This is a genomic window from Vibrio sp. 10N (assembly GCF_036245475.1).
Lineage (GTDB): Bacteria > Pseudomonadota > Gammaproteobacteria > Enterobacterales > Vibrionaceae > Vibrio.
This window is the reverse complement of the sequence record NZ_BTPM01000001.1, coordinates 2,228,217-2,248,159: the sequence shown is the minus strand read 5'-3', so window position 1 is coordinate 2,248,159 and position 19,943 is coordinate 2,228,217. Positions and strand designations below refer to the sequence as shown.

At 46.0% G+C, this 19,943-nt stretch carries 14 protein-coding genes; 4 read left to right on the top strand and 10 right to left on the bottom strand.

The window, feature by feature from the left end; translation table 11 throughout:
* The first annotated feature begins 112 nt into the window (after positions 1–112).
* Positions 113–1,258 carry a patatin-like phospholipase family protein gene (locus AAA946_RS10415; RefSeq protein ID WP_338164807.1) on the top strand — a complete coding sequence of 382 codons (1,146 nt, stop codon included), beginning with the start codon at positions 113–115 and terminating at the stop codon, positions 1,256–1,258.
* Positions 1,259–1,483: 225 nt separating this feature from the next.
* Positions 1,484–2,878: a glycerol-3-phosphate transporter gene (glpT, locus tag AAA946_RS10410; RefSeq protein WP_338164806.1), complete on the top strand. Its 1,395-nt coding sequence runs from the start codon at positions 1,484–1,486 to the stop codon at positions 2,876–2,878.
* A 214-nt stretch (positions 2,879–3,092) separates the two neighbouring features.
* Here glpT and AAA946_RS10405 read toward each other — a convergent pair whose 3' ends face one another.
* Entirely contained in the window at positions 3,093–3,836 is a 744-nt protein-coding gene (locus AAA946_RS10405) for a YciK family oxidoreductase (protein ID WP_338164805.1), read from the bottom strand.
* 85 nt (positions 3,837–3,921) lie between these two features.
* Here AAA946_RS10405 and sohB point away from each other — a divergent pair, with 85 nt between their 5' ends.
* The gene (gene sohB, locus AAA946_RS10400; protein ID WP_338164804.1) at positions 3,922–4,983 is read left to right on the top strand and encodes a protease SohB; all 1,062 of its coding nucleotides are present in this window, start codon (positions 3,922–3,924) and stop codon (positions 4,981–4,983) included.
* A gap of 112 nt (positions 4,984–5,095) precedes the next feature.
* On the opposite strand, the gene AAA946_RS10395 is transcribed toward sohB, so the two are convergent.
* From AAA946_RS10395 to pflA, 6 genes are all read right to left on the bottom strand, one after another.
* Positions 5,096–5,497, bottom strand: coding sequence for a hypothetical protein (locus AAA946_RS10395; RefSeq protein ID WP_338164803.1), 402 nt, complete (start codon positions 5,495–5,497; stop codon positions 5,096–5,098).
* Between the two features lie 153 nt (positions 5,498–5,650).
* Positions 5,651–7,183, bottom strand: a complete 1,533-nt coding sequence (locus AAA946_RS10390; protein WP_338164802.1) for a SpoVR family protein — start codon at positions 7,181–7,183, stop codon at positions 5,651–5,653.
* An 11-nt stretch (positions 7,184–7,194) separates the two neighbouring features.
* Positions 7,195–8,466 carry a YeaH/YhbH family protein gene (locus AAA946_RS10385; protein ID WP_338164801.1) on the bottom strand — a complete coding sequence of 424 codons (1,272 nt, stop codon included), beginning with the start codon at positions 8,464–8,466 and terminating at the stop codon, positions 7,195–7,197.
* Between the two features lie 77 nt (positions 8,467–8,543).
* Entirely contained in the window at positions 8,544–10,478 is a 1,935-nt protein-coding gene (locus AAA946_RS10380; RefSeq protein ID WP_042501888.1) for a PrkA family serine protein kinase, read from the bottom strand.
* Between the two features lie 276 nt (positions 10,479–10,754).
* Positions 10,755–11,255 carry a YfbU family protein gene (locus AAA946_RS10375; RefSeq protein ID WP_338164800.1) on the bottom strand — a complete coding sequence of 167 codons (501 nt, stop codon included), beginning with the start codon at positions 11,253–11,255 and terminating at the stop codon, positions 10,755–10,757.
* Positions 11,256–11,441: 186 nt separating this feature from the next.
* Positions 11,442–12,182 carry a pyruvate formate lyase 1-activating protein gene (gene pflA / locus AAA946_RS10370; RefSeq protein ID WP_338164799.1) on the bottom strand — a complete coding sequence of 247 codons (741 nt, stop codon included), beginning with the start codon at positions 12,180–12,182 and terminating at the stop codon, positions 11,442–11,444.
* A 279-nt stretch (positions 12,183–12,461) separates the two neighbouring features.
* On the opposite strand from pflA, the gene AAA946_RS10365 reads away from it, so the two are divergent.
* Positions 12,462–14,342, top strand: coding sequence for a methyl-accepting chemotaxis protein (locus tag AAA946_RS10365; protein WP_338164798.1), 1,881 nt, complete (start codon positions 12,462–12,464; stop codon positions 14,340–14,342).
* A 72-nt stretch (positions 14,343–14,414) separates the two neighbouring features.
* On the opposite strand, the gene AAA946_RS10360 is transcribed toward AAA946_RS10365, so the two are convergent.
* From AAA946_RS10360 to AAA946_RS10350, 3 genes are all read right to left on the bottom strand, one after another.
* Positions 14,415–15,395: a lipid A deacylase LpxR family protein gene (locus tag AAA946_RS10360; RefSeq protein WP_338164797.1), complete on the bottom strand. Its 981-nt coding sequence runs from the start codon at positions 15,393–15,395 to the stop codon at positions 14,415–14,417.
* 226 nt (positions 15,396–15,621) lie between these two features.
* On the bottom strand, positions 15,622–17,898 hold the full coding sequence (gene pflB / locus AAA946_RS10355) for a formate C-acetyltransferase (RefSeq protein WP_338164796.1): 2,277 nt from the start codon (positions 17,896–17,898) through the stop codon (positions 15,622–15,624).
* 261 nt (positions 17,899–18,159) lie between these two features.
* The gene (locus AAA946_RS10350) at positions 18,160–19,707 is read right to left on the bottom strand and encodes a DUF3360 family protein (RefSeq protein ID WP_338164795.1); all 1,548 of its coding nucleotides are present in this window, start codon (positions 19,705–19,707) and stop codon (positions 18,160–18,162) included.
* Positions 19,708–19,943 lie beyond the last annotated feature (236 nt).

The window sequence follows — 19,943 nt, the reverse complement described above, 5'->3', positions numbered from 1 at the left end:
TCAGAGCTAACAAAAAAACAGTGTAAACAGTAGAGCAAATATTTTAATCTCAACTTATGACTATCGTTTATGGCCGAATGTAGCGGAGAAACAGGACGTGGAGAAAGCTGGCGTGTTCAATCAACAACAAAAATACTCGCTGATAGTACAGGGTGGCGGGCAAAAAGGGGCATTTGCCTCTGGCGTGCTAGATAAGTTTATCGATGCCGATTTCGATCCATTCTCACTCTATATTGGCACCTCGGCAGGGGCATTGAATGTCTCTTCGTTTGTTGCGAAACAGCGCGGAATAGGGCTGGATTTTATTCTTAACTACACCACCCGTGAGCGCTTTTTCGATATGAACAAGTTCTTGCAAAAGCAGCAGCCAATGGACTTGGATTGGGCGTTTGATTTCGTCAATAGTGGTGAGTTTCCGCTCGATCTGGAAAGAGGAAAGCAGAATCTTGGTGATGAGCGTGTGGCACTTGCTTGTATTACCGATGTGGAAGAGCTCAAAGATTACTACTATCCCATTTTTGCGGACAATTGGTTTGATGTGCTGCGAGCAACCTGTGCGATTCCAATGCTTTATTATCATGATATTGAATTTGATGGTAAAAAGTGGGTAGATGGCGGCGTATCGGCGACGATTCCAGTAGAAGAGTCCTATCGTCGTGGCATCAATAACATGGTTGTGATTAGCACCATTCCAGAGCCAAAACAACCCGTTACATCCATGTCACCAGTGCGCGAATCAGTGGAAAAGTGGAAGAAAGAACTGGAAGCAGGTCTAGAGACGCACATTCGCCACCTTAAAGTGTCTGGCACTAAGGAGAAGTTGACTGAGTTCCAAAAGCAGTTTCAGGAAAAGGTCGCCAATATGAAGGCTGATTATCAGCGTCTAACCGAATCTCGCCTTGCGTCTTACCGAGAGCAATATCAGTTGATGGCAGGAGAGAAACTGAACCTAAAGCAATGGATCCAAGACAACGAAAAGCTGGCTAAGTTGATCGATATTCAGAACAAACGCACCCCGTTTAGTCGCAGTAGTACCAGTCATCTTGATATGTTGGTTTCTCACTATGCTAACCATGCTGAAGTTGAGCAGTTTCTATTGTCGCCTCCGGAAGATGTCAATCTTTGGCACATTCAACCCAAACACGAACTCTCCTCAAAAGGGCTATTGAGCCAAAAAGACCAAATATTGGAAGACTACGAACATGGCTGTGCTGTCGCTGCCGATTTTCTCGCACAGCATCATTTCACTCGCTCATAATGAACTTAGGCCGCCGTTGAATTGGATAGTAACCAAAACTAGTGAAAATTGAACGGCGATCCAAATACTTAACGTTACTCATATGGTTTTAGTTGAGTATTTGTTTGCTGCGGCTTGGGTCACAGATATTCTTTTTCGCTTCTCATACACTCGCGATAAATTTCGAACGAGCATTAATTTGCTCGTTCGAGCGTTGTTGTTATATCGCTCAATAATGAGGTAGCTATGTTCGGAATATTTAAGCCCAAGGCACATATCGAACGTTTAGCGGGCGACCAAGTCGACCGCACCTATTCACGTTTAAGATGGCAGTTGTTTATCGGCATATTTGTTGGTTACGCCGGTTACTACCTAGTCCGTAAAAACTTTAGCTTGGCGATGCCATACTTGATCGACCAAGGATATAGCCGTGGTGATCTTGGTGTGGCGCTGGCGGCCGTATCGATTGCCTACGGACTTTCCAAGTTTCTGATGGGCAGCGTGTCAGATCGCTCAAATCCGAGATATTTTTTGAGTGCTGGCCTGTTAATGTCGGCGACTGTGATGTTCTGCTTCGGCTTTATGCCTTGGGCGACGGGCAGCATTACCGCCATGTTTATTCTGTTGTTCCTCAACGGCTGGTTTCAAGGGATGGGGTGGCCTGCTTGCGGACGTACTATGGTGCACTGGTGGTCACGCAAAGAGCGGGGCGAAATCGTCTCGGTGTGGAATGTGGCACACAATGTGGGCGGTGGATTAATTGGTCCGCTGTTTATTCTTGGCCTATGGGCGTTTAACGATGATTGGCGCACCGCTTTTTATGTTCCTGCTTTCTTTGCCACTCTCGTTGCTATCTTTATTTGGTTTACCTTGCGTGATACACCCCAGTCATGTGGTTTGCCGCCTATTGAAGAGTACAAGCAAGACTACCCAGATGACTATGACAACTCACACGAGAAGGAGATGACGGCAAAAGAAATCTTCTTCAAATATGTGTTTTCTAACAAGCTTCTATGGTCGATTGCAATTGCTAACGCCTTTGTCTATTTGATCCGCTACGGAGTGCTCGACTGGGCTCCGGTTTACTTGAAAGAAGCCAAAGACTTCTCGGTAGATAAATCATCTTGGGCGTATTTTCTGTATGAGTGGGCGGGTATCCCAGGAACACTTTTGTGTGGTTGGATATCGGACAAACTATTTAAAGGCCGACGCGCACCAGCGGGCATCTTGTTCATGGCACTCGTCACCGTTGCAGTCATGGTTTATTGGTTTAACCCAGCAGGAAACCCAGCAGTCGATATGATGGCACTTGTCGCGATTGGGTTCTTGATTTACGGCCCAGTAATGCTCATTGGTCTTTATGCTCTAGAGCTGGCCCCTAAAAAAGCCGCAGGTACGGCAGCAGGTCTGACAGGGTTATTCGGTTATCTAGGCGGCGCCGTAGCGGCCAATGCCGTGCTTGGTTATACCGTGGATCACTTCGGGTGGGATGGTGGTTTCATCTTGCTAGTGGGTTCGTGCATTGTTTCCATCATCTGCTTAACGTACGCATTATTAGGCGAAAAAGCGCACCATGAGGCTAAGCTTAAGGCGTCTCAGCAACAAGAAACAAAACTGGAAGAAAAACAGGCGCTGTCATAGAACCAAAAGGAAAATATTGATGAAAACCAATACATTTATTGTCTCTGCCGCTGTGCTTTGTTTACAGACTTTCCTGACAAAGCCGTAGAGTTTTTAAACCAGTATTAAGTTAGGATTAATGACGACAAAAAAGCGGTGCACCCTATGTTTCTTACTAGAGATAACTATGAGGTACACCGCTTTTTCAGTTTTTATTGGTCTTGGTTATTAAGCGTTAGCGCTTAGGCTGCGCGTCAATACACTGACCGTTGACATCCGTTACGCTTGGATCCATAAGGTGTAGATAAAGCGGCATGATATCCAGTGGCGTTTTTAGCGTGTTGGCATCTTCACCTGGGTAGGCTTTTTCACGCATACGAGTACGTGTCGCGCCAGGGTTAATTGCATTGACGCGAATAGCGGTATCGCTTAGTTCATCAGCCAGAATTTGCATCATGCCTTCGACAGCGAACTTGGAGATTGCGTAAGTGCCCCAGAACGCGCGGCCTGAGTGGCCAACAGTTGAAGAGGTAAAGACAATGCGAGCTGCGTCTGCTTTTTTTAAGATTGGCAGCAAAGCTTGCGTCATCAAAAATTCCGCTTTGACGTTAATCTGCATTACGTCATCAAATGTCTCTTCATCGATTTGGTCGAATGGGCTTAGCGTGCCAAGTACGCCAGCATTGTGCAGAACGCCATCGAGTTGACCGAATTGGCTTTCAATCGTTTCTGCCATATCGACATAGTTTTGTTTGGTTGCGCCTTTTAAATCAAGAGGAATGATAGCTGGTTGAGGACAGCCGCGCTTCTCGATCTCATCGTACACCAACTCTAGGTTGTTAACGTTTCGGCCTAGTAAAATAACCGTGGCACCATGTTCGGCATAACTTAATGCGGCTTGGCGACCAATACCGGCACCCGCGCCGGTGACCAAAATCACTTTGCCTTGCAAAGCGTTAGGAGCGGTTGAATATTCCACGTGACACTTCCTTGGGTATAATTCTTGTTGGTAATCGTGACAAGTTAGTTACAATACACTAATTCGTCGTACAGGGGATAAGACATTGGAATTTTTATTAGACTACGGATTATTTTTAGCCAAGATCGTGACAGTGGTCGTCGCGATTGTCGCGCTGATCATTGTTGCTAAGTCGGTCGGCGGCCGTTCAAGTGCAGCAAAAGGCGAGTTGGAGATCACCAACTTAACCGAGCAGCGTAAGCAGACGGTTGAACATTTGGAACATCACCTTCACGATGATGCGTTTCTTAAAGCGCGCAATAAAGCGGAAAAGAAAGCGCAAAAAGAGAAAGACAAACAGCGTGAAAAAGAGGTGAAGAAGGCCGCTAAAGAGGGTGAGCTAGAAAGCCAGCGTGAACCACATCTGTTTGTTTTAGACTTTGTTGGTAGCATCGATGCCAAAGAGGTTGCATCGCTACGTGAAGAAGTGAGTGCAATATTGGCCGTTGCCAAAGAAGGTGACGAAGTATTGGTACGCCTTGAGTCAGGCGGCGGCATGGTTCATGCCTATGGTTTGGCATCTTCTCAGCTTGATCGCATCAAAGCAGCGAATCTGCCACTGACCATTGCGGTAGATAAAGTTGCTGCCAGTGGCGGTTATATGATGGCCTGTATCGCCGATAAGATTGTTTCAGCACCGTTTGCGGTTGTTGGCTCTATCGGTGTGATTGCACAACTTCCTAACTTTAATAAGCTTCTGAAAAAGAATGACATTGAGTTTGAACAACTCACTGCGGGTGAATACAAGCGCACGTTGACCATGTTTGGTGAAAACACCGATAAAGCGCGAGATAAATTCAAGCAAGAGCTAGAAGAGACCCACGGCCTGTTTAAAGACTTTATTCGCCAGCACAGACCTGAACTGGAACTAGAAAAAGTGGCCACAGGTGAACACTGGTTTGGTACTCAAGCCAAAGAATTGGGCTTGGTCGATGAAATTAAAGCGTCGGACGATATTGTTATTGAAGCCTGTAAAGACAAAACGGTACTGGCTATTTCTTATGTACAAAAGAAAAAGCTTACCGACAAGTTGTCTGGTGTCGCAGGTGAGGCAGCCGACAATGTGCTGATGAAGCTTATCAATCGTGGCCAACGTCCGATCGTGTAGTGGATTGTTAACGCGCGATAGAGCTGCAGCTAAATTAAAAAAGCGACCTAAAAGGTCGCTTTTTTTGTGTTTGATACTGATGACTGGCTTCGAGTCCAACCAAGCTCAGTGATTAACGTGTGTACTTAGATTCTAAGCTGATAAACCAACGGGCAAGCTGACCATTGCCTTTGTCGACCCACACATCGTTGTGAAACTGATGAACGCGCCCACGTAGGGAGATGTGTAGGGTTTGATCACCCGTTGTCGAGACTTTCGCGAATTGATCTGAAGTGACTAAGAACGGCGCATTTTCATCGGCGGGGTAATCTCCAGCAACGATAAAGTAGGCGAATTTGCTGTTAGCATCAGGATCAGTGGATAGCACACGATAGGCCTGAACCGTAAACTCATCATTCAGTGTGACAATATTGGTTTGAGGACCAAGACGCTCATGGTTGGGAATGAATACCCAGGCGAGTAGGGCAATAACAGCAGCGAGTAGCGCTGTCACAGATAAAAATATTTTCTTCATACGAATCGTAAATGAGTGAACCTTGTTGTTACCTTCGCCTTTATATCACGTATACTAAAGTTCAGGCCGAAAAAATTAAGCGGATTACTGCAAAGCAGTAATCCGCTTAGGCTCAGGTCACGTCCTAAGGGGAATAAGGGGTTACCTGATTCGTTAAATACTGGCGTTATACGGCTCCCGTTTTGGGCATGTCCCCAGTATTTCTCGTCGGCCTGAATCTTTCACTTCTTCCAAAATCACATCAAAGCCCCACAAACGGTATAAATGTTTCAACACCTCTTCGTGCCCCTTGTCGAGAGGTATGCGGTTGTGTGGAACGTGTTGTAAAGTGAGAGAACGGTCGCCTCGAACATCAACATTGTAAACTTGGATGTTCGGCTCTAAGTTGCTTAAGTTATACTGCGCAGCGAGTTTTTCTCGAATTTGTCGATAGCCCATTTCATCATGAATCGCAGACACTTCAACGAAGTTTTTACGATCATCATCGAGTATCGAGAAGAACTTAAACTCACGCATTAAACGAGGTGACAGGTACTGACTAATAAAGCTCTCGTCTTTGAAGTTGTGCATGGCAAAATGCACCGCTTCTAACCAGTCGCTACCCGCAAGCTCTGGGAACCACTCCTTATCTTCGTCTGTAGGATCTTCACAAATACGCTTAATGTCTTGGAACATGGCAAAGCCAAGCGCATAAGGGTTAATACCGCTAAAGTACGGACTATTGTAGGCGGGTTGAGCCACCACACTGGTGTGACTGTGCAGGAACTCAAGGATAAATTTATCCGACACCAGACCTTCATCGTAAAGATGATTCAAGATGGTATAGTGCCAAAACGTGGCCCAGCCTTCGTTCATGACTTGGGTCTGTTTCTGAGGATAGAAGTATTGGCTTATCTTACGCACAATGCGTACGATTTCTCGTTGCCAAGGCTCCAATAGCGGCGCGTTTTTCTCAATGAAATAAAGAATATTCTCCTGAGGTTCGGTCGGGAAGCGTACTTTTTGCTGCTCTTCTTTAGCTCGGTTTTTTGGTACTGTTTTCCAAAGTTCATTGACCTGTGATTGTAAGTAGGACTCGCGCTCTTCTTGGCGTGCTTTCTCTTCGGCGATCGAGATCTTCTCCGGTCGCTTATAACGATCAACGCCATAGTTCATTAGAGCGTGGCAGGAGTCGAGGATTTGCTCGACCTCTTCCACACCGTATTTTTGTTCACAGTCAGCAATGTATTTCTTAGCGAACAACAGGTAGTCAATGATAGAGCTGGCATCAGTCCAGGTTTGGAACAGGTAATTACCTTTAAAGAATGAGTTGTGGCCATAGCAAGCATGCGCCATTACCAGTGCTTGCATCGTGACCGAGTTCTCTTCCATTAGATAGGCAATACAAGGATCTGAGTTAATCACTATCTCGTACGCCAGACCCATCTGGCCGTGTTTATAGCCTTGTTCGGTTTGAATAAACTTCTTACCAAACGACCAATGGTTGTAGTTAATAGGCATGCCTATACTCGAATAGGCATCCATCATCTGTTCTGAGGTGATGACCTCGATTTGGTTTGGATAGGTGTCCAAACGGTAATGCTTAGCCACGCGTTTTATCTCAACGTGGTAGCGCTCGAGCATATCAAAGGTCCAATCTGGGCCGTCAGGCAACACCTTAGATTTTGTCTTAGTCTCTGTGGTCATAGCACGTCTCCCTATGCTGTCTCTTTATGAAACAACTCCCTAAACACAGGGAATATGTCATCAACCGAACGGATATTCTTCATCGCGAAGTTGTCAAAATCATTCTCGAGTTTCTCGTACTCATGCCATAACGTCTGGTGAGTTCGACGAGTGATCTCGATGTATGAATAGTACTGACAAGCTGGCAGCAGCTTGTTGACCAATAGGTCACGACAGCGCGGTGAATCGTCGGCCCAGTTATCGCCATCAGAAGCTTGCGCGGCATAAATGTTCCATTCTCCCGTTGGGTAGCGGTCTTCCACGATTTCCTTCATTAGCTTTAATGCACTGGAAACTATGGTGCCACCGGTTTCTTGAGAATAGAAAAACTCATGCTCGTCCACCTCTTTAGCTTGAGTGTGGTGGCGAATAAACACCACTTCGACGTTTTCATAGGTTCGTGTTAGGAACAAGTACAGCAAGACATAAAACCGTTTGGCGATGTCTTTTGTGGCTTGATCCATAGAGCCAGATACATCCATTAGGCAGAACATCACCGCTTGGCTGGATGGGACTGGACGTTTTTCGTAGTTTTTAAATCGCAAGTCGAAGGTGTCGATAAACGGCACACTGTCGATTTTCTTGCGCAGCTCGGCAATCTCCTGTTTGAGACGATTTTCTTCCATAGGTTGAGCGGGTTCACTAATTTGGATCTCATCGAGCTGCTTGGTGAGCTCGTCAAGCATCCTACGCTTACCTGCCGTCATTGCCGTTCGGCGTGCCAGTGATTGTTGCAGTGAACGCACAATAGCAATGTTAGAGGGCATGCCCGCGGTTTGATAACCGGCGCGATGGGTTTTCCACTCTTTGATTTTGTTGATTTGGTTTTTCTTTAGATTAGGCAGAGCGAGATCTTCGAACAAGATGTCGAGATACTCGTCCTTCGAGATTTGAAATACAAAATCGTCCTCGCCCTCTCCGTCGGGGCTGGCTTCACCTTGACCAGCACCGCCACCTTGTCCGCCTTTTGGTGGACGTTCAATCTTGTCACCAGTGATGAACTGGTCGTTACCAGGGTGGACGCGCTCTTTTACGCCTCCTTGACCCTGGTGAAAGATAGGCTCGTTGAGGTCTTTGCTTGGAATAGAAACGTCTTCACCGGTTTCGGTATTCGTGATCGAGCGGCGGTTGACGGCATCGGTCACCGATTCTTTGATTTTCTGCTTATGTCTGCGCAGAAAACGCTGTCGGTTAACGGCACTTTTGTTCTTGCCGTTTAAGCGTCTATCAATAAATTGTGCCATGAGTAACTCCCTGTCTTCCCCTCACCATACAGCACCCGAGCGAACGCTCGGGGCTGCAACTAATCAGTCAGGTGGGTCTATGAGGATTTACGAACTCTCAAGTACCACTCAGACAGCAATCTGACTTGCTTCTCGGTGTAGCCTTTTTCCATCATGCGATTGACGAAATCATCGTGCTTGCGCTGGTCTTCAGAAGACGTCTTCGCGTTAAACGAAATAACAGGAAGCAATTCTTCGGTATTCGAGAACATTTTCTTCTCGATAACGGTGCGAAGCTTCTCGTAACTGGTCCAAACTGGGTTTGAGCCGTTGTTATTCGCACGTGCACGAAGCACGAAGTTGACGATCTCATTACGGAAATCTTTCGGGTTGCTGATGCCCGCTGTTTTTTCGATTTTCTCAAGCTCTTCGTTAAGTGAAGCGCGGTCGAACAACTGGCCGGTTTCTGGATCGCGATATTCTTGATCCTGAATCCAGAAGTCAGCATAGGTGACATAGCGGTCAAAGATATTTTGGCCGTACTCAGAGTATGACTCTAGATATGCGGTCTGAATCTCTTTGCCAATGAACTCAACGTAGCGAGGGACTAGGTAGCCTTTCAAGAACTCAAGGTATTTTTCACCCACTTCTTGTGGGAACTGCTCACGCTCGATTTGCTGTTCAATGACGTAGAACAGATGAACCGGGTTTGCAGCAACTTCGGTTTGGTCAAAGTTGAATACGCGAGACAAGATCTTAAATGCGAAACGGGTAGAAAGACCGGACATACCTTCATCAACACCGGCATAGTCGCGGTATTCTTGGTAGCTCTTCGCTTTCGGGTCGGTATCTTTGAGTGTTTCACCGTCATAGACGCGCATTTTCGAGAACAGTGAGGAGTTTTCTGGCTCTTTCAAGCGAGAAAGGACACTGAACTGACCAAGCAGCTCAAGGGTACTTGGTGAGCATGGCGCTTTAGAGAGCTCACTGTTTTCAAGCAGTTTCTGATAGATCTTAACTTCTTCAGACACGCGTAGACAGTAAGGTACTTTTACGATGTAGACACGGTCTAAGAATGCCTCATTGTTTTTGTTGTTACGGAACGTCTGCCACTCAGATTCGTTCGAGTGAGCGAGGATCATGCCGTCAAACGGTAGGGCGGACAGACCTTCAGTACCGTTGTAGTTCCCTTCCTGAGTTGCAGTTAGGAGCGGGTGAAGCACTTTAATAGGTGCTTTGAACATCTCCACGAATTCCATCAAGCCTTGGTTAGCACGGCAAAGTGCACCCGAATAGCTGTAGGCGTCTGGATCGTCTTGAGAGTAATGCTCTAATTGGCGAATATCGACTTTACCTACCAATGCTGAGATATCTTGGTTGTTCTCATCACCAGGCTCGGTTTTAGCGATAGCTACTTGGTCTAGAATAGATGGACGCACCTTCACGACTTTGAATTTAGTGATGTCACCGCCGAATTCATGCAGACGTTTTGCTGCCCATGGCGACATGATGGAGCGCAAGTAGCGCTTCTCAATGCCATATTCACTTTTCAGTAGATCACCGTCTTCATTGACATCGAATAGACAGAATGGATGGTCACTGACCGGGCTACGTTCGCCGTTTGCAGAAAGCACATAGATTGGCATTTTCTGCATTAGGGCTTTGAGTTTCTCGGCAAGAGATGATTTACCACCACCTACAGGACCGAGTAAATAAAGAATTTGTTTGCGTTCTTCGAGACCTTGAGCGGCGTGTTTTAGGTACGACACAATTTGCTCGATGGCGTCTTCCATGCCATAGAAGTCTTCAAAGGTTTTGTAACGAGAGATAATACGATTTGAGAAGATACGACTTAAGCGTGGATCTTGCGCCGTGTCGATGACTTCAGGCTCGCCGATAGCGAGTAGAAGACGTTCGGCAGCGTTGGCGTAAGCACTTTTGTCGTCTTTACATAGAGCTAAGAATTCCTGAATTGATAACTCTTCATCTTTTGCGGCTTCATAACGCGTTTGATAATGATCGAAAATACTCATAGCTGATTCCCCTTAACCTGCAAAGCTGACTGTCAACACATATACAATGCGACTCCATGTCAATTTAAAGACTAGTAGGGTTTTCGGATTTATGCTTAACAATTATGCATTTATTTACAAAGTCCCTCTGCGATTGCAGGATTAATCGCGCCTAATAGTACGTACGTCCCAACTATGGGAGATGACCGTGTAATGAGAAAAAAACGCACAAAAAAATGCCCGCTAAAAACAGCGGGCATTGATTTGAAAATCGAGTTGAATGGAAGCGAGTTGCGCTTATGCGTTGAAAATCTGTCTGAATTCTGCGCTTGATAGATGGTATTGACGAGGGCAGTTTCTCCAAGTCACCAGCATGCGACGGTACTTTTCGAGCATAGGCACATGACTGTTGAAGTGGTGGTCGCCTTTTTCAAACTGTGGATACAGGCCTTCAGAGTCTACTAAGAAGCGTACATAGTTCACTAGTTGCGCTTCGGTCGCGATATCGAAGCCCAAGAACTGCAGACGGCGCTGATCGACATCTTTGCGCTCTTCATCAGAGAGCATTTTATTGGATTCCTGCATCGCATGATACATTTCCATAATGTCGATTACTTCACGACATTCGTCTTCCACTAAGCAGCCAAATTCTTTGTTCATTTCGCGCATTTGCAGTTCATAACCACGTTCAACGATGGTTTGTAGGCGCTTATACTTGGCGGCATTTTCTGGCGTGAGTTTCGCCATTAGGTAGTATTGATTCGATAGGATTAGACGTTGAGCATTTGTCATTTCCATGTTGAGAGCCTCACTAAATACTTTGTAATAAGTTTACTTATGAATAGGAACTAGCGACAGATTAACAGTATCAGTATGAGTTATAACATGATCTCAACACGTATTTATGACAAAAAACGCGCCTTCTAGCGCGTTTTTTTCGTGTCAAAGCCTTGCGGGAAAACGCGTGGCGCGTTTATGTCCAGATTAGTATTTGACGGTATCTGTGTACTGAAGCAGGATGCTTTGAATTTCATCCATCACTTCTTTCTTCGGTGGCTCGACACCTTCCAATGGGTAGTCAAAACCAAGCGCTTCCCACTTGTGTGCACCGAGTTTGTGGTATGGCAAAAGCTCCACTTTTTCGATGTTGTCCATGTCTTTGATGAACTCACCTAGCATGTGGGCCGCTTCAGGGTCGTCGGTGTAGCCAGGTACAACCACATAACGGATCCAAGTCTTTTGGCCAATCTTGTGAAGGTAGCGAGCAAAGTCCAATACACGGCGGTTTGATACGCCAATGAAATCTTGGTGAATTTCATCTTTCATATGTTTTAGATCAAGCATCACAAGGTCAGTGGCTTCGAGCACCTCGTCGACGACGTCGGTGTGTTTGCGGATATAACCGTTAGTATCAAGACAGGTATGAATACCTTCGGCTTGCGCGGCTTTAAAGAAGTCACGTACAAACTCAGGTTGAAGCATAGCTTCACCGCCAGAGCAGGTCACACCGCCGCCTGATGCATTCATAAAGTGGCGGTAAGATTTCGCCTCTGTAATTAGCTCATCGACAGTAATTTCTTTGCCGTCATGCGTATCCCAAGTATCACGGTTGTGGCAATACTGGCAGCGCATAAGACAGCCTTGCATAAAGACAATAAAACGAATTCCCGGTCCATCGACGGTACCGCAAGATTCGAATGAGTGAATGCGACCTGTTGTTGACATATGCTCTTCTCTACTAACTTATTTTTACCCGCTATTTTATTACAAAACCAAACCCTACGACAGGAAAAGTGGGCTCCTATTCATAGTCTGTATCGATCAATAAACGGCTTTTGTTGCTCATGGAACGACAATGTTATAGCGTTGTTAATTATATTATTAGTAAGTGGTACATGGATTGCTTGTTTGCTTAGTCTAGGCCAATGGTATTGGTTGTGGTTGTGGTTGTCGCTGTTTGTTTTGGTCGCACGACTAACACGCTTGTCGCTATAAGGGGTATACATGGAAGTTGCTTTATCACAAAAACAAAAAACCTTATTTTCGATGCTCACTCTGTGGTCAGGGTTCATCATTTTGGTGCTGTTTATCTTCAATTCACTCGCCAGCTTAAATGAAAAGTTTACCAGCAGCAGTGGCATGAATAGCGCGAGCGCTCACCTTGCCTCTACTCAAGTACTGTTAATGGATACGGTTAACCGCCGCACGACATTATCCGTTGAAGGAATGGACGCGTTTGAAAACAGTATGGATGAGCTAGAATCGAGTGCTGAGCAAGATTTAGCAGTCTTACAAAGCGCAGGTTTAATGGCCGAGAGTGATACGATTTCAAATTCGCTTGAGTCGTTTATCTTCAACCTAAGCCCCTGGTTAACCTTAAAGTCTGAGTTAGGTTTTTCGGTGAATGATGGCTTGTTGGAACAGCTTCAGCAAAACAATGCCAAAATCGATGCTGCCATCAAAGAGACAGGTATGGTGACATTGACATCGGACTTTCAGAAGGTCGTCACGAGTTTGCAAGAGTATTTAATCGATCCAAATGAGCAGAATGAGAAAGGTTTTAAACGCGCATTAGCAGGGTTTGTTAATGCTTCAAACACCTACGCCATGCTTGAGTTGTACGAGAAAGAAGTGAAAGCTTTAGAGCTTGGCTTTACTCGAGTTGTCGAACTCTCCGGCACATTAGTTGGTCTTGAGACTAAGCTCGATCAAGCGCAAGCTACAACGTTAGCGGCATTCGACAGTGCGGCATTAGCGCTCAATCAACAAGCACAAATGCTAAACCAAGAGGCAAACCAGGTTTCGAGCATGGCCCAGATTTCAGTGGGTATTGCCTGTGCGCTACTGGCGCTGTTTACCACTGCCATCTTTCTAACGTTGAATGTGTCTTTAGCTCGCTCTTTAAAGCAGACGTTGAATGCACTAAAGCAAGTGGAGAAAGGGGACCTATCGACGCGACTCCCAGTCAGCAGCAACAATCGTGATGAGTTTAATCAATTGAAGAAAGCGATTAACGTCAGCTGTGAAAATCTAGGTACCTTGGTTGATGGTGTTAAAGTCAACAGTCAGCAGTTGTCTAATAACTCGGGAGAGCTGGACACTGGCATTAATCAATTGCGTCAGCATCAGAGCCAGGTTATCGAGCAGACGCAGCTGCTTGCCTCAGCAACCGAAGAAGTGAGTGTGACGACACAAGAGATCTCAGGGTCTCTAGAGTACGTGGCAAGCATCAGTAAAACGTCGGCTGAATCGGCGCAGGCTGGTGGTGAGATTATCGTGGATACGATCGCCTCCTTTGAGCAAGTAGGCGCTATTCTCGAAGATGCAGCTACCCATATTGAGCAGCTAGAACAAGCGTCGCAAAAGATTGACTCCGTGATGGAAATCATCAACGGCATTGCAGAGCAAACCAACCTGTTGGCGTTGAATGCGGCGATAGAAGCAGCAAGAGCAGGGGAGCAAGGTCGTGGCTTTGCCGTTGTTGCCGATGAAGTGCGTAGTCTTGCCGTTAGAACGGTTCAAGCTGTGGAGGAGATATCTGGCACCATAGATACCATGAAGCAAGAGAGCACGCAGGTAATACAGTTTATTGCGCAATCCGATTCATCGATGCAATCCGGAAGAGAGCAGGGCAACCAGGCGAAAGCCGCGCTTGAAGAGATCATGAACAAAGCGCAGGAAGCGAGCTCACAGACGGAAGTGATTTTTGCCTCAGTGAAAGAATTAGCAACGACCTCGCAATCGATGGCAAGCAACATGGCACAAATCAATGAGTCTATGGGGGAGCTGGAGACAAGTAGCCAGAGCTTAAAACAAACCAGCGATGGTGTTGATAAACGATCAACTGAGCTTTATCAAGAATGTGAAAGGTTTAAAACTGCATAGGTTGTCTTATTAGATTTCGCAAGATAAACAAGCAGAATACAAAACAGGCACTTAAGAGTGCCTGTTTTGTATTTAAAAGAAGGCAAACAGTGAGATACCACCATTACCGTATATCGATTTCGATGCCTCTTTGTATTCTGCCGACTTCGTCCCGGCAAAGACGTTGACACCTACGTAGGTGTTGTACCATGTCGCACCTAAAACGGCTTCACCTTGAATCGGTTGTAGTGTTACATCATAAGCATCACTTGGCTCTGGTATTCCAGGGCGCTCGCCCTCGATGGTAATATCGTTAAATCGATAACGGGCTTTCACACCGAAATAGGTAAACCAGCCCTGATTTGACGCGCCAATCATACCGGCTTTAAATGGATTTTCAGTTCCGATGTTGGCCGCCCCGAAGTTGCCACCTAAGTCTGACCCAAATCGAAGCATCATCCCGGTTGAAACATCGCTTCTAAAATTGCCTAAGTTAGCTTCTGTGACATTAGAGATTTCCCAGCCGGTATTTCCGGACAAGGGCTCTCGCTTTAAGTTTAGGTGTGTTAGATAACCAACACTGCCAACGACTCTATCTTCAATTTGATACGCCCAACCTTTCGGCTCTTTCGAGCCAACAAGGGAGTGGACTAACTGTTGAGCTCTATCTGCAAATGAACCTTCGCCAGTACTGCCCAACGTTACGTTAAATCGCTGGGCCTGCTGCGGGTGCAAGCTAATGTAATTTAACTCACCATGAAAATAGCCCGCGTAAGGGCGGTCGCCCGCGATTGGGACATCGGCTTCAATATCGGAAGGTGTCCACATCTTGTGGCCAAGTTGGAACTCAACCTTATCAAGCGAAGACGCTCCCCAGTAGGAGAGACTCAATGGCCTAAAAATCGCCCAAGGCGTAATGGCACCGCTGGTGTACGAAAGGAAGATCCCGTTGGTGTAGTCCTCGTCGGTACCCCAAATTCCGTCGTTGTCGAGAGAAAAGGAAAGGGTAGAGCGCTCAGAAGCTAGCACACAGCTGCTGGCGAGAAGCATAGGCAAAGCGAGTAAGATTTTCATGATGTGTCGACTCTCTTCAAATACGGCTAGTAGAGATGTAGTTATGTAAAGTGAGTGTGACACGTTTGCAAATATGACGTCAGTGATCCGTGAGCCATAAAGGTTGAGCAAAATCGATTATTTGTAACTAATTCTTAGCAGGTGAGAACAGTTGTAAATGAGATATGGCAGGTATAAAAAAACCCCGCCGAAGCGAGGTTTTTATCTCAATCAGTATAATCGAAGATTATAGAGATTCAGTGAACGTACGTGCGATTACGTCCGCTTGTTGCTCTGCAGTTAGAGAGTTAAAGCGTACAGCGTAACCAGATACACGGATTGTTAGCTGAGGGTATTTCTCAGGGTGCTTAACTGCGTCTTCTAGAGTTTCGCGGTTAAGAACGTTCACGTTTAGGTGTTGACCACCTTCAACGCCAGTTTCGTGGTGGAAGTAACCATCCATTAGACCAGCAAGGTTAGAACGTTGTGACTCTTCTTCTTTACCTAGTGCGTTTGGAACGATAGAGAAGGTGTAAGAGATACCATCTTTAGCGTCAGCAAACGGTAGTTTACCTACAGAAGTAAGAGAAGCTACAGCACCTTTCTCATCGCGACCGTGCATTGGGTTTGCACCTGGAGCGAATGGAGCACCTGCTTTACGACCGTCTGGTGTAGTACCAGTCTTCTTACCGTATACCACGTTTGAAGTGATAGTCAGAATAGACTGTGTAGGTACTGCATCACGGTAAGTCTTAAGCTTACGGATCTTGTTCATGAAGATAGTAACAAGTTCACAAGCCATGTCATCTACACGAGCGTCGTTGTTACCAAATTTCGGGTAGTCGCCAGAGATGTCGAAGTCGATCGCGATGCCGTCTTCGTCACGGATTGGCTTAACTGTACCGTATTTGATTGCAGATAGAGAGTCAGCTGCAACAGATAGACCAGCGATACCACAAGCCATTGTACGACGTACGTCACGGTCATGTAGAGCCATAAGCGCTGCTTCGTAGCTGTACTTGTCGTGAGAGTAGTGGATTGCGTTTAGCGCAGTCACGTATTGCTTAGCTAGCCAATCCATGAAGTTGTCTAGACCAGCCCAAACTTTATCGAAGTCTAGAACTTCGTCAGTCATTGCTTCAGTTTTAGGACCAACTTGGATCTTAAGCTTCTCATCTACACCGCCGTTGATAACGTAAAGTAGAGTCTTAGCTAGGTTTGCACGAGCGCCGAAGAACTGCATGTGCTTACCGATAACCATTGGAGATACACAACAAGCGATAGCGTAGTCATCGTTGTTGAAATCTGGACGCATTAGGTCATCGTTCTCGTACTGGATAGAAGAAGTATCGATAGATACCTTCGCACAGAACTTCTTGAAGCCGTCAGGTAGCTGCTCAGACCAAAGTACAGTGATGTTTGGCTCTGGAGAAGGACCCATAGTGTATAGCGTGTTTAGGAAACGGAAGTTTGTACGCGTAACTAGCGTACGACCGTCAACACCCATACCACCCATAGATTCTGTTGCCCAGATTGGGTCGCCAGAGAATAGCTCATCGTACTCAGGAGTACGTAGGAAGCGAACCATACGTAGCTTCATTACGAAATGGTCGATCATTTCCTGAGCTTGTTCTTCAGTGATGATGCCAGCAGCGATATCACGCTCAACGTAAATGTCTAGGAAAGTCGAAGTACGACCTAGAGACATAGCCGCGCCGTTTTGAGATTTAACAGCAGCTAGGTAACCGAAGTAAGTCCACTGGATTGCTTCTTGTGCAGTAGTCGCAGGACCAGAAATGTCGAAGCCGTAAGAAGCGGCCATTTCTTTCATTTGACCTAGTGCGCGGTGTTGCTCTTGAAGCTCTTCACGCAGCTGCATAGTCATTTGTAGATCGTCGCCAGCTTCTAGTTTCTCTTGAGTAGAGTGGAACTGAGCAACTTTGTCCTTCATTAGGAAGTCAATACCGTAAAGTGCTACACGACGGTAGTCACCGATGATACGACCACGACCGTATGCATCTGGAAGACCAGTCAGAACACCAGACTTACGACATTTTAGGATATCTGGAGAGTAAACATCGAAAACACCTTGGTTGTGTGTTTTACGGTACTCTGAGTAGATTTTAGAAACTTGTGGGTCAAGCGTACGACCGTATGCTTTACAAGAACCTTCGATCATGCGCACGCCGCCGTTAGGCATGATTGCACGCTTAAGAGGTGCTTCAGTTTGTAGACCAACGATTGTTTCTAGGTCTTTGTTGATGTAGCCCGCATCATGAGAAGTGATGGTAGAGATAACAGAAGTATCGAAATCAACAGGAGCGTGAGTGCTGTTTTCCTGCTTGATACCTTCCATTACTTTAGCCCAAAGCGTGTTAGTCGCTTCAGTACCTTCAGAAACTAGGAAAGACTCGTCGCCTTCATAAGGAGTGTAGTTCTTCTGAATGAAGTCACGTACGTTTACTTCGTTTTGCCAGTCACCTGCAGCAAAACCTTCCCAAGCTTTAGCAAATTGCTCTGCCATGACATACCTACCTTTTTAGTAGAAAAAACACGTACTGTGCGATTTATACGCGTGCTCTTCAGAGGAAGAGCCAGTACCATTGAATAAAAATATCGTATAACCACTTATGGTTAATATGGTTATAGATATTGTCACTCTCACCGTCAAAATCAATAGTAAACTAAAAATAAATTGTAAAACTTAAACTAAATCAATAAATCTTAAAAATGTTTGATAAAAATTTGGGCAGTGAATGTCACTGCCCAAATAATCAACTAGATATTATAGGAAAGCTGGGATGCCGTACTGGCCTTCTAGCATACCTACAGCAAGCATTGCTACTAGACAGATTACGAATACACCGACTGGGATGACAATCTTATCTACAAAAGATAGACGAGAAGCACGCTCTTTGTCACCGATCAGACCATTATTATCTAGGAACATGGTCAGAGCCCATGCAAGTACTGGGTTTGCAACTACTGATGCAAAGATACAGATACCCGCGGCTTGCGAATCTTTAGTCTCTTTCACCATCTGCATGCCCGCTTCTAGTAGCGGAAGGAATACACCTACTAGTAGTGCAACACGCATCACTGGCGGCCATACCGCAACATCCATTGGGAAACCAAGGATTGCCACGATGATACATAGTGAACCAAGAAGGATTGCACCACCTGGAATTGGACGCTTAGCGATAGCCGCTGGGATCATGTACGTACCCCAAGAAGACGTGATGTTACCACCACCTACTGCCGTACCAACCATCTGACGTACAGAACACATAGTCATAGTGTCATCTACGTCCATAAGCACTTTTTCAGTCTTACGTGGGTAGTTTAGCTCTTGGAAGATACGGTGACCCAGGAAGTCAGGAGACCACATCGCTACAGCAAGAATCGCAAACGGTAGAGAGGCAATGAAGTGTTGTAGGTTAGGAAGACCTAGCATCCAACCTTCTTCTGTGCTGCCCCACCAGTAAACTGGGTTAAGGTTAGGTAGACCCATTTCTGTTTCGAACGTCAAGTCGAAGCCCGCACCTAAACCAAGCGCAAGAAGTAGACCCGTTACCGCACATACTGGGATGGCCAACCAACGCATGTTGATTTTTGCAAGGTATGCGTAAACAGCAATGTTGATGCCTAATACGATTAGACCAACGTAACCCATGCTACCTGCTTCAACGTCCGCAGACTGAAGACTTACCGCCCACTCTTGGATTGAACCGATTTGGCTCATCGTGCCGGTAAAGCCTAGGAAGATTAAGAGGCCACCTGCAGTACCTTGAGAGGTGAGGTTAACCAGCTTAGAACCACCTTTGAAGTAGCTAAGTAGTAGACCGAACACACCAAGAAGAATAGCAAGAGCAAGAGGGTGAGCACCGGCAAGCGCGATAGAACCGATAAGCGGGATCATCGGGCCGTGGTTACCAGCAAGGTTGGCACGTGGGTTAATGAAACCTGATGCGAGAATACAGAACAATAACGCTGGGATGAGCATTTCAACACGAGCAACCTCGATGGCAAACTCTTTACCAAGGTTAACGTGATCCCAAGCGGCGGTTAGACCGTCTGCCCATGACATCATTACCGCAGAGTACATTGCGATAATGCCGATAGTACCAGCAAGAGCAGGTACCAAATCTTCGAGTTCAAAGCGGAAGTCGCGGCCTGGTAGGTTAAGACCAAAGCGGCGCGGTTTCATGATTTGAAGTTCGTGGTCTAGGTATTCAGAGCGGCTGGCAAACTCAGATGCTGGACGGTGAAGCTCTTGATAGCTCTTAGTCTCGATATCCGAATCAGAATGCGCTTTGTTAACTGCGTCTGACATAGATTCCTCATTTATATATAAAGTTAGTCGTTTGGCTTGATATGCGAACTCAATTCACCGTTCGCCTCGGCTAGGAGGTGCACGTGGTTAACGTGCTAAGGATAGACAACATTCTAAAAGTCAGGTGAATAATTCGTGCTATATCAATGCTGCCGAGTCTAACAAGCAACAGTAACACCTTGATTGATCTTGATCACTTTAAGAAAAAATGTGAAAGAAAACTACAACAGTTGTTT